The following is an 11677-nucleotide window of genomic DNA, read 5'->3' on the forward strand; positions in this document are numbered from 1 at the left end:
TTAACGCACCTTCAAGGTTGCCAGCCCAATCAGGACTAACATTAGCGAGATAATCCAGAAACGCACGATAACACGTGGCTCTGGCCAACCCTTCAATTCATAATGGTGGTGAATTGGTGCCATACGGAAAATACGTTGTCCGCGCAATTTAAATGAACCGACTTGTAAAATAACTGACAGCGTCTCAACGACGAACACACCGCCCATGATCACTAATAAAAACTCTTGGCGCAGTAATACCGCAATAGTCCCTAGAGCACCACCAAGCGCCAATGAGCCAACATCCCCCATAAATACTTGCGCTGGATAAGTGTTAAACCATAAGAAGCCTAACCCTGCTCCAACAATGGCAGTACAGACAATCACTAATTCACCTGCGTGGGGTAAGAATGGAATATGTAAGTAACTGGCAAAATTGACGTTACCTGTTGCCCATGCCACTAATGCAAAACCTGCTGCAACAAATACCGTTGGCATGATAGCTAAGCCATCCAAACCATCGGTTAGGTTTACGGCGTTACTGGTTCCAACAATCACAAAATACGTCAGCAAAATATACAGCATGCCCAGCTGTGGCATTACGTCTTTGAAAAATGGCACAACTAACTGAGTTGCCGGGGTATCTTTACCAATCGCGTACATGGAAAAGGCAACAATTAACGCAATCACGGATTGCCAGAAATATTTCCAACGGGCGATTAAACCACGAGTATCTTTGCGTACCACTTTACGGTAATCATCAACAAAACCGACAATACCATACCCAACGAGCACAAGCAGAACACACCAAACGTAAGGGTTGTCTAAGCGAGCCCATAGCAACGTTGAAACGGTGATTGAAAATAAAATCAATAACCCGCCCATGGTTGGGGTTCCACGCTTACTAAAGTGAGACTCAGGGCCTTCGTTACGAACGACTTGACCAATTTGCATTTTTTGTAGGTAAGCAATTAAATGAGGCCCCATCCACAATGCAATAGCGAGTGCTGTCAGCAAACCGACAATGGCCCTGAACGTCAAATAAGAGAAGACGTTCAGAACAGAAAACTTGTGGACCAACATTTCGGCAAGCCAGACTAACATTCGAAGCACTCCTTCAATGCATTCACCACATCTTCCATCGCGGAGCTGCGTGAACCTTTAACTAAAATAGAAACAACGTCCTTCTGCTGTGCTAGCGGAATTAGTCGGGTTAATAAATCTGCTTTCACTGTGAAATGCTCACCACACTCACTAAATTGGCTGATCAACTCACTTAATTGACCAACACTGAATACTTTGTCTAAGCCAGCCTGCTTAGCGGCAACACCAACACGCTGATGGCAATCTTCTGCATAATCGCCCAGCTCTCCCATATCCCCAACCACCAAGATGCGGTAGCCCGGCATTTTTTCAAGGACATGAATTGCCGCAATCATCGAGCCATCATTCGCGTTATAAGTGTCGTCTAATACCACTTTGTGCTCACTCAAGCGCACTGGATATAAACGCCCTGGTACTGCTTGTGTTTTTGCTAAGCCGTTTTTGATGTCTTCTAGGCTAGCGCCAACTGAAATCGCCAATGCACTCGCTGCTAATACATTCGCGATATTATGTAGCCCTGGTAATGGCAAAGTGATATCAACGCTTCCAACAGGGGTATGTAACACAAAATCCGTAGTCAGCTGTTTCACTTGGATATCAGAAGGATAGAAATCCGCTTTTGCTTGTGGCGTTAGCGAGTAATGCCACACTGTTTGGCGTGGCTGAAACTGCCATTTTTCACTGTAGCTATCAAGGTTAACAATCGCGGTTCCTTCTTCAGGAACGCCTTGATAAATTTCACCTTTCGCTTTAGCAACCCCTTCAGGTGAACCAAAGCCCGCTAAGTGCGCAGCAAATAAATTGTTAACTAACGCCGCTTCTGGTTTAACAATATTGGTTGTGTAGGCGATTTCATTTGGGTGATTAGCACCCATTTCTATCACAGCGAAGTCATCATCATGGGTTAAACGAAATAGTGTCAAAGGCACACCAATATCGTTGTTTAAATTACCGGCAGTATATAAAGTTTTACCGCGCTCAGATAATATGGATGCGGTCATTTCTTTGACCGATGTTTTGCCTGAAGACCCCGTCAAACCAACAATTCGAGCTCTACTTTGCTGACGAACCCATGCTGCTAATTGGCCCATCGCAATACGCGTGTCTTTTACGATGACTTGAGGGCAATCCACTTCCAGTTTGCGCTCAACGAGTAATGCTTTCGCTCCCGAAACCACCACTTGCTGTACAAAATCATGGGCGTCGAAGCGTTCACCTTTTAAAGCAATAAAGAGACAATTTTCAGCAATTTTGCGGCTATCCGTACTCACTGCGCTAATCAAGAGCGTTGTATCTGCAACAGATTCAACCTGCCCTTGAGTTACTTGTGCCAATTGAGCGAGTGTTAGCGAGATCATGCGATTACCCCCAGCAGACGTGCTACCGTTAAACGGTCTGAGTAATCTAATTTACGATTGCCAATAATTTGATAATCTTCATGACCTTTACCAGCGATCACAATCACATCATCAGGAGATGCTTGTAAAATGGTGTTTGTCACGGCTTCTGGGCGACCCGGAATGGCCAAAGCACGGCTCGAATCTAATAAGCCCGCCATGATGTCGTTGATAATATCAATTGGGTCTTCGCTGCGTGGGTTATCGTCAGTGATAACGATTTTATCTGCATACTCTTCTGCGGCTGCTCCCATTAGAGGGCGCTTGCCTTTGTCACGGTCACCACCGCACCCAAATACGCACCAAAGTTGCCCTTTACAATGTAAACGCGCTGCCGCTAAGGCTTTTTCTAACGCATCTGGTGTATGTGCATAATCAACAACAACGGTCGGTTTGTTTGGTGCACTGAACACTTCCATTCGACCGCAAACGGGTGACAATGAAGAGGCCGCCGCAAGCAGTTTATCCAATGGATACTCCATCATTAGCAAGGTTGCCATTGCAACTAATAAGTTGCTGACATTAAATGCCCCCATCAGTGGGCTTTCAAATGCGCCTTTGCCCCAAGTGGAGTCAAAATGAATGGTCGCGCCCTTGTCGTGGTATTCCACTTCAGTGGCTTTCAACCATGGCCCTTGCCAGTCTGCTGGGATACGGTTTTCCATCGTAACAGCGCAAGCTTGTGGTAAACGTTGTAGCCATTTCAAGCCAATAACATCATCTGCATTGATGATTTGCGATTTTGCATTATGTGTAGAAAACAATAGCCATTTCGCGGCTTCATAACTCTCCATGTCACCATGATAGTCAAGGTGATCACGGCTTAAATTAGTAAACACAGCGGCATCGAACTGTAAAGCGGCAACACGACCTTGCACTAAGCCATGAGAAGACACTTCCATCGCGGTTAATGTCGCTTTTTGGTTTAATAACTGAGTCAATTCAAGTTGGATATCTACCGCAGAGCCTGTGGTGTTTTCGCTTGGTGATACATGGCCTAATAAGCCATTACCCACAGTTCCCATTACAGCGCTAGTTTCCCCTAGTCCATGAGCCCACTGAGCAATTAATTGTGTCGTGGTTGTTTTGCCATTAGTACCGGTCACGCCAACAAGTTTCATATTTGCTGATGGCTGCTGATAAAACTCACCCGCAAGAGCTGATAAACGGTTATTCAGGTCATTTAAATAAATAACAGGTACACCGTGAACAAAACGAATTTCGCCTTCAACGGCTTCACCTTCTGCTTCCGCTATCACAGCGGAAACCCCTTGAGCAATCGCTTGAGGAATATAGTGTCGCCCATCCGATTGATGGCCTTTTATTGCAATAAACAGATCGCCCGCGGCAGCCTTTCGGCTGTCTAGCGTCATCTCACGTAGTGAGATTGGAGTTGTGCTCACACCAAAGGGTGAGAGTAGATCACAAAGATTACGATCTGCCACTTTTAACCTCTTTTTGACTATTTACAATTTCATTTTGTTCATTTGGTTGCAATGCATCAGGTTCAACGTTCATCAACCGTAAAACGCCGCCCATAATCGAACCAAATATCGGTGCAGATACTGCACCACCATAATAACTACCCGCGCTTGGCTCATTAATAAGCACCACTAACGCATAGCGTGGATTGCTCGCAGGAGCAACACCAGCAGCGTAAGCTAAATATTTATTAATATAACGCCCTTCAGGACCCACTTTTTTCGCAGTCCCTGTTTTAATCGCAATACGGTAGCCTTTAATTGCCGCTCGTGCTCCCCCGCCTCCGGGTAAAGCCACGCTTTCCATCATATGAACCACTGTTCGCATGATTGGTTCAGGAAAAACGCGTGTTCCTGACACAGGAGGATCAACTTTTGTGATGGATAGCGGCCGATAAATACCAAAACTACCAATGGTTGCGTAGGCTCGCGCTAACTGTAACGGTGTTACCATTTGCCCGTAGCCAAAAGAAAAGGTGGCCCTATCTAAATCAGACCACCGTGTTTTTTTACTTGGAAAGATGCCACTACTTTCCCCGACTAACCCCAGATTAGTCGGCTTGCCAAACCCAAAGCGGCTATACACATCCACCAGCTCAGTGGCAGGCATCGCTAACGCAAGTTTTGAAACACCTACGTTACTCGACTTCTGTAAAATCCCAGTAATTGTTAGCTCTGCATACCGTGCTACGTCTTTGATTTCATGGCCGCTAATACGATATGGATAAGTATTAATTACTGAGTTTTCTTTAATAATTCTGTTATGTAGCGCACTCATTACCACCATCGGTTTTACCGTCGAACCCGGTTCGAAAATATCCGTAATGGCGCGGTTACGCATTGCATCCATTGATGTACCGGTTAAGTTATTTGGGTTGTAGGATGGGCTATTCGCCATAGCTAAAATTTCACCGGTATGAACATCCACTAAAATTGCCACACCCGATTCAGCTTTGTTTTCCTGCACGCCACGTGTTAGTTCACGGTAAACAATCGATTGAATTCGTTCATCAATACTTAATGTCAAATTATGCGCAGCTTGGCTGTCAATAGACGAAATCGTTTCAATCACTCGCCCATTACGGTCTTTGCGGACTGTACGTTCGCCCGGCGCACCTTTTAACCAACGGTCAAAGCTTTTTTCAACCCCTTCAATCCCTTCACCATCAATGTTTGTTACCCCCAATAAGTGAGCGGTAACTGGGCCTGATGGGTAATAACGACGAGATTCTTTACGTAAGTAAATACCCGGTATTTTTAGTTTTTTAACGTAATCGCCAATAGAGGGGTTAACTTGGCGCGCTAAATACACAAAACGGCCTCTTGGATTGGCCGATATTTTGCTCGTAATTTGTTCTAGTGGAATTTCAAGTGCGTCTGCCAGTGCTTTCCAGTGTTCGTCATTGCTGATCCCCCCTTTTTCAAACACCTCTTTGGGGTCTGCCCAAATCGCATTGACTGGCACACTTACCGCCAGTTGCCGCCCTTCTCGGTCGCTGATCATACCTCGAGAGGTTGCAACTTCTTGCACTCGTAAAGAACGCATATCGCCTTCTTTCACCAGTTTCTCTGGCGCAATAATTTGCAGATAAGCCACCCGAGTTAGCAACCCTGCTAACGCCAAGACAATGCATCCGCACAGCAAAATAAAGCGCCAGCGGACAAAGCTGGTGCTTTCTTCTTGTTTCTTATTTTTCGCTGTTTTTGGTGCTTTCATTAGGAACCTTTTTTATTGCTTAGAAACAATAATTTTTTCTTGTGATGGTTCAACTTGTACCATCTGTAATTTTTCAACCGATAAACGTTCTATTCGGCTATGGCTCGCAAGGGCATTTTCTTCAAGGATCAGATTGCGCCATTCGATATCTAATAAGTCTTTTTCTTCATACAATTTATCTTTTGCGGCCGTTAACAAACGCGTTTCATGTGCGGTAGTCACGACAAAAACGGCACTAATTATAATTGCAGACAATAAAATCAAAGGAACGATGCCATAACGAAATAAATCACGCCCAATGACGCGTGCTAGGCTGTGCCTTTCTGGAACCATTATTCCGCCGCCTTTTCAGCAAACCGCAACACAGAACTCCGTGCGCGTGGATTTTCGTCAATTTCGTTTTCAGAAGGTTTCATCTTGCCTAGGTCACGTAACTGCGCTGCGCCTAATGCTTTAATCTGCGTTTCAGTTAGCGGAATACCTGCTGGTACTGATGGCCCTTTACTATTTTTGCGGATAAACCGCTTTACTAACCTGTCTTCCAAAGAATGGAAGCTAATAACCGATAAACGACCTTGTGGAGCTAAAACGTTCATTGCGCCTTCTAGCGCTTTTTCTATCTCTTCCAATTCACTATTGATATAAATCCGTATGGCTTGGAAGCTACGCGTCGCTGGGTGTTTGTGCCGATCTTTCATCGGACTAACTTTTGCGATTAATTCAGCCAGGTGCCGTGTGCGCGTTAATGGCTCTTCTTCTGGGTTATGGTTACGCTCAACAATCGCTCTCGCAATTCGTTTCGCAAAACGTTCTTCACCAAAAGTTTTTAAAACCCAAGCAATGTCATCCGCTTCTGCGTCCATCAACCATTGCTGTGCAGATTGCCCTTTGGTTGGGTCCATTCGCATATCTAACGGCCCGTCACGCATAAATGAAAAGCCACGCTCTGGGTCATCTAACTGCGGTGAAGAGACGCCTAAATCCAGCAATACACCATCAATTTGCCCAACTAAACCTTCTTCTTCCACATACTCTGCAATCGCAGAAAATGGGCCGTGTTTAATCATAAAACGAGGGTCATCAATTGCTTGAGCTGCTTTTATCGCTTCTGGGTCACGGTCAATGGCGATCAACCGCCCTTGTTCGCCAAGCTGGCTTAATATCAGCCTTGAATGGCCCCCACGCCCAAATGTGCCATCGATATAGATACCGTTAGGTTTAATGTTTAAGCCGTTCACGGCTTCATCCAGTAATACTGTTACGTGTTTAAATTGCTGTTGCGTCATTATTAAAGTGACAAATCCTGTAAGCGGGCTGAAAGTGGTTCATTGGTAAGGCGCTCAGCGGCAATGTCATCTTCCACTTGCTGATACCAAGTTTGTTCATCCCAAAGTTCAAATTTATTAATCTGGCCAACCAACATGACCTCTTTTGTTAGCCCTGCATGCTGACGCAATGTATTGGCTAACAAAAGACGCCCCGCGTTGTCCATTTGACATTCACTTGCATGGCCCAGTAACAGCCGTTGCACGCGTCGTTCCGCTGGGTTCATCGTCGATAACCGAGAAAGCTTTTCTTCGATAATCTCCCACTCCGGTAAGGTATAAAGCAGTAGGCACGGCTGGTGAAGGTCAATGGTACAGACCATTTGCCCTTTCGATTCCTCGTTCAGCATACCTCGGTAACGAGTCGGCACGGTTAGACGCCCTTTGCTGTCGAGATTAACCAGTGTTGCCCCACGAAACATACCCGATTATACCCCTTTTATTTTCAACTCACCCACTTTACCCCACAATTCACCACATATAAAGTTTACGAATGGTATGAAAACGTTGTCAAGCCAGTCGCACTCAGCTTTAGCTTTATTTACAGAACAATTCAGAAAAAATAAGGATAGGTAAAATATAACTTGGAAAGAAAATGGGAAATAACAGGTTGATATAATTAATATATTTTATAGAGTGCAACTTAAATAAGCGTGATCACTATAGATTGCTGCAAAATCATACAAATCATCATAAATTCAACTTATGTCTCATTTTTAATCAGTATATCTTGTACCGGTAATTTACTTTTATTGAGTCCTCAAATAATCGTTAATATCTAGTGATGATAAAATCACCCCGAAAGAAAAATAAAATCATTAAATATCAACACAATAAATAACTGTTTTAATAAACAGTATTCAATTTTAAATATTTATCGCACGAATCAATAATACACCCACAATAAATTTGTATTAATTTCATAATCCAATTTAGCTTTCATTTTAAAATCAGCAATAAATATATTAAGATAAATCCTAAAGTTAAATATTTACCTATTTTTAGCCTATAAAAAAAAAGCCCCTACAAGATAGGGGCCGTTATATTACTCATTATTGTGACTAACATCACTCATTATCGTGTAAATATTCACTATTCGATTAAAGTTAGGCCTGTTTTATTACTGCTTACGACCTAAGCTTCCGCGGCGACATAAATCACGACGAATACGAGTAATACCCGCTTCTGGTTTTTGCTTTTCATCAAGGCTGGCAAGAACCAGTTCTAAGATACGTTCAGCGATATCTCTATGGCGCTGTGCAAGGGACAACACTGGGCATTCAAGAAAATCTAATAGCTCGTTATCACCAAATGTGGCAATAACCATGTGCTCAGGTAAACGACCACTGCGCTTCAACGCAACATCCAAGACACCTTGTAGTAAGGAAAATGATGTTGTAAATAACGCGTCTGGCATCTCATTACCGCTATCCAGCCAATGCGCAAACACCTCTGCGGCTGAATCGCGTTCATAGCTATTTGCATACAGGTAATCAATCTTGCGCGGGTCTTCATTCCACGCCTTACGGAAACCTTGTTCGCGTAGATAACTGACTGACAGTTCAGGTAACGCCCCTAAATACAACACTGACTCAGCTTTAAATTTGCGTAATTCTGCTGAAATCATGAAAGCATCTTCTTGGTCATCACCAACGACACTAATAAAGTGTTCTTTTTCAAGGGCTCTATCAAGTGCGATAATCGGTAACGAACGGTTCGCCCAACGCTGATAAAACGGGTGCTCTGGCGGTAATGCTGTCGAGACAATAATCGCATCAACTTGCCGCTGTAAAAGGTGCTCAACACAACGAATTTCATTGTCGGGTTGGTCTTCCGAGCATGCTATCAGCAATTGATAACCACGTTGACGCGCCTGCCTTTCAAGGTAATTTGCTATACGGGTATAGCTAGTATTCTCCAAGTCAGGGATCACTAACCCAATCGAACGGGTGCGCCCTGCTCGTAGCCCCGCAGCAACTGCATTTGGATGGTAATTGTGTTCTCTGACGACTGCCATCACTTTTTCTACAGTTTTATCGCTGACTCGATACTGCTTGGCCTTGCCGTTGATCACATAACTAGCCGTTGTGCGGGAAACACCCGCTAGACGGGCTATCTCATCCAGTTTCACGTTAACCTCTTTACAATTTTGGGAATAGCCCCGAGTCATTCGGGGCCTTAAACGCGTTTATTCTACCTTCGGATGATAAATTTTTCATCGCATAATTTTATCACCGCGTGAAACACCGACGATCCCTGAGCGTACAACTTCAACAATTTCAGCAACACCACGTACTGATTCGATGAAAGCATCCAGTTTTTCGCTTGTTCCCGCTAGCTGAACGGTATAAAGCGTTGGAGTGACGTCAACAATTTGTCCACGGAAAATATCCGCACAACGCTTCACTTCGTCACGCCCATATCCAGAGGCTTGTAGCTTCACTAACATGATTTCACGTTCGATATGTGCTGACGCCGTCAGCTCACTGACACGCAACACATCAACCAATTTATGCAGTTGTTTCTCAATTTGCTCAAGAACCTTTGCATCCCCTTTCGTTTGGATAGTCATACGTGACAAGGTTGGGTCATCTGTTGGTGCAACGGTCAAACTTTCAATATTATAACCACGCTGAGAAAACAGACCGATGACACGGGACAAAGCACCTGATTCATTTTCTAATAAAACGGATAAAATACGACGCATGATCAGGTCCTCTCTGTTTTGCTCAACCACATTTCATCCATTGCACCACCACGGATCTGCATTGGATAAACGTGCTCAGTTTCATCAATATTGACATCAACGAAGACTAATCGCTGATTTTCATTCACTTCAACAAGGGCTTGTTTTAGTTTTTCTTCCAGTTCATCAGGTGTTGATATTGAAATACCAACGTGGCCATACGCTTGCGCTAACTTGATGAAATCAGGCAATGACTGCATGTAGGATTGTGAGTGACGGCCTTGATAAATCATATCCTGCCACTGCTTTACCATACCTAAGAAACCGTTGTTTAAATTGAGAACCAAAACCGGTAAGCCATATTGCAGAGCGGTTGAAAGCTCTTGGATGTTCATCTGGATGCTGCCATCCCCCGTCACACAGACAACGGTTGATTTTGGATGCGCTAATTTCACCCCTAATGCGGCAGGCAAACCAAATCCCATCGTTCCAAGCCCTCCTGAGTTTATCCAATGGCGAGGTTTATCAAAGGGATAATACAATGCCGCAAACATTTGGTGCTGCCCAACGTCAGACGTCACATAGGCTTCACCTTTTGTTAAACGGTAAATCATTTCAATGGCTTGTTGTGGTTTAACTTTGGTTTGGCTTGTTTCGTAGCGTAAGCATTGTTTACTACGCCATTGTTCAATTTCTTTCCACCATGAGGTGAGTGCTTGGCTATCTTGTTTAGCTGAAGCTTGGTCTAACTGACCTAACATTTGCTTTAATGTGAGTTTCGCATCACCCACGATTGGGATATCCGCATTAACTGTTTTTGAAATAGACGTTGGGTCAACATCAATTTGAATGACTGTCGCATTTGGGCAGTATTTTTCTAAATTGTTCGTTGTCCTATCATCAAAACGAACCCCAACGGCAAAAATCACATCAGAGTTGTGCATAACCTTGTTGGCTTCGTAAGTTCCATGCATTCCAAGCATCCCGACAGACTGCTTGTGAGTTTCTGGGAAAGCCCCTAATCCCATTAAGGTTGATACCACTGGTAATTGCAGTTTTTCTGCCAACTCAATAAGTTCAGCAGAGCAATTCGCGTTAATCGCACCCCCGCCAATATAGAAAACTGGTTTTTTTGCCGAAACCAATTTGGTTAATGCTTTTTTGATTTGCCCTTTGTGGCCTTGCAACGTTGGGTTATAAGAACGCAAAGAAACGTTTTCGGGATAACGGTAAGCAAACTTTAAGGCAGGGTTAACGGTGTCTTTAGGGAAATCAATCACTACAGGACCGGGGCGCCCACTTGCCGCAATATAAAAAGCCTTCTTAATAGTTTCAGGAATTTCTTCTGCGCTTTTAATTAAAAAACTGTGTTTAACTATTGGCCTTGAGATCCCAACCATGTCGCACTCTTGGAACGCATCATTACCAATTAGCGAGCTTGCAACCTGCCCCGATAACACCACCATCGGTACAGAATCCATATACGCGGTCGCAATACCAGTAATAGCATTCGTTGCCCCAGGGCCGGATGTCACTAACACGACCCCAACATCCCCTGTTGAACGTGCATAACCATCCGCCATATGCACCGCAGCCTGTTCATGACGCACTAATATATGTTCTACCCCGCCAACTGTATGAAGTGCATCATAAATATCTAATACTGCACCGCCTGGATAACCAAACACGTGCTTTACTCCTTGGTCAATCAACGATTTGACGACCATTTCCGCTCCCGACAACATCTCCATGAGTTTGCCCCCAGACATTATTTGCAAGTGAAGAGGTATGATCTACCCCTTTATTTTTATCATTTAAATTATGAAATTCGTGCTATTAACATATCGCTCTGGCTGAAACGAAGCAAACACCATTTCAGTGCAAGGATCACGAAACTTTCACATCATCTTGAACATGGGTATTTGATAGATAAATTGACTGCAGATAAAAATAATGGGAGGAAAAATGACTGGTATGAATGAAAATAC

The 11677-nt window shown here is 44.0% G+C and carries 10 protein-coding genes; all 10 read right to left on the reverse strand.

From position 1 onward, the window contains the following. Positions 1–1083, reverse strand: a complete 1083-nt coding sequence (gene mraY, locus PR800_RS16135) for a phospho-N-acetylmuramoyl-pentapeptide-transferase (protein WP_004262035.1) — start codon at positions 1081–1083, stop codon at positions 1–3. Next, positions 1077–2441: a UDP-N-acetylmuramoyl-tripeptide--D-alanyl-D-alanine ligase gene (murF, locus tag PR800_RS16140; protein WP_166267640.1), complete on the reverse strand. Its 1365-nt coding sequence runs from the start codon at positions 2439–2441 to the stop codon at positions 1077–1079. Before murF ends, mraY begins: the two co-directional genes overlap by 7 nt. Continuing rightward, entirely contained in the window at positions 2438–3925 is a 1488-nt protein-coding gene (gene murE / locus PR800_RS16145; RefSeq protein ID WP_272531139.1) for a UDP-N-acetylmuramoyl-L-alanyl-D-glutamate--2,6-diaminopimelate ligase, read from the reverse strand. The genes murF and murE overlap by 4 nt, the downstream gene beginning before the upstream one ends. Continuing rightward, complete coding sequence (gene ftsI, locus PR800_RS16150) at positions 3912–5678, reverse strand: peptidoglycan glycosyltransferase FtsI (protein WP_166267636.1); 1767 nt, start codon at positions 5676–5678, stop codon at positions 3912–3914. Before ftsI ends, murE begins: the two co-directional genes overlap by 14 nt. Before the next feature lie 12 nt (positions 5679–5690). Further along, on the reverse strand, positions 5691–6011 hold the full coding sequence (gene ftsL / locus PR800_RS16155; RefSeq protein WP_102137387.1) for a cell division protein FtsL: 321 nt from the start codon (positions 6009–6011) through the stop codon (positions 5691–5693). After that, positions 6011–6964: a 16S rRNA (cytosine(1402)-N(4))-methyltransferase RsmH gene (rsmH, locus tag PR800_RS16160; protein WP_102137386.1), complete on the reverse strand. Its 954-nt coding sequence runs from the start codon at positions 6962–6964 to the stop codon at positions 6011–6013. The genes ftsL and rsmH overlap by 1 nt, the downstream gene beginning before the upstream one ends. A 2-nt stretch (positions 6965–6966) precedes the next feature. Continuing rightward, a complete protein-coding gene (mraZ, locus tag PR800_RS16165) occupies positions 6967–7425 on the reverse strand; it encodes a division/cell wall cluster transcriptional repressor MraZ (protein ID WP_102137385.1) in 459 nt (152 codons plus the stop codon). A gap of 698 nt (positions 7426–8123) precedes the next feature. After that, positions 8124–9134: a catabolite repressor/activator gene (gene cra / locus PR800_RS16170; RefSeq protein ID WP_102137384.1), complete on the reverse strand. Its 1011-nt coding sequence runs from the start codon at positions 9132–9134 to the stop codon at positions 8124–8126. 84 nt (positions 9135–9218) lie between these two features. Next, positions 9219–9710, reverse strand: coding sequence for an acetolactate synthase small subunit (ilvN, locus tag PR800_RS16175; RefSeq protein WP_004262045.1), 492 nt, complete (start codon positions 9708–9710; stop codon positions 9219–9221). A gap of 2 nt (positions 9711–9712) precedes the next feature. Continuing rightward, a complete protein-coding gene (ilvI, locus tag PR800_RS16180) occupies positions 9713–11440 on the reverse strand; it encodes an acetolactate synthase 3 large subunit (RefSeq protein ID WP_102137786.1) in 1728 nt (575 codons plus the stop codon). Between the last annotated feature and the right edge of the window lie 237 nt (positions 11441–11677).

This window comes from Providencia sp. PROV205 (assembly GCF_028479505.1).
In the GTDB taxonomy this organism is placed as follows: domain Bacteria; phylum Pseudomonadota; class Gammaproteobacteria; order Enterobacterales; family Enterobacteriaceae; genus Providencia; species Providencia huaxiensis.

What these genes read in the sequence shown, in the direction of transcription:
- rsmH (WP_102137386.1), bottom strand. Translation starts at nt 6,964, where the DNA reads ATGACGCAACAGCAATTTAAACACGTAACAGTATTACTGGATGAAGCC.
- mraZ (WP_102137385.1), bottom strand. Translation starts at nt 7,425, where the DNA reads ATGTTTCGTGGGGCAACACTGGTTAATCTCGACAGCAAAGGGCGTCTA.
- ftsI (WP_166267636.1), bottom strand. Translation starts at nt 5,678, where the DNA reads ATGAAAGCACCAAAAACAGCGAAAAATAAGAAACAAGAAGAAAGCACC.
- mraY (WP_004262035.1), bottom strand. Translation starts at nt 1,083, where the DNA reads ATGTTAGTCTGGCTTGCCGAAATGTTGGTCCACAAGTTTTCTGTTCTG.
- ftsL (WP_102137387.1), bottom strand. Translation starts at nt 6,011, where the DNA reads ATGGTTCCAGAAAGGCACAGCCTAGCACGCGTCATTGGGCGTGATTTA.
- ilvI (WP_102137786.1), bottom strand. Translation starts at nt 11,440, where the DNA reads ATGGAGATGTTGTCGGGAGCGGAAATGGTCGTCAAATCGTTGATTGAC.
- murF (WP_166267640.1), bottom strand. Translation starts at nt 2,441, where the DNA reads ATGATCTCGCTAACACTCGCTCAATTGGCACAAGTAACTCAAGGGCAG.
- ilvN (WP_004262045.1), bottom strand. Translation starts at nt 9,710, where the DNA reads ATGCGTCGTATTTTATCCGTTTTATTAGAAAATGAATCAGGTGCTTTG.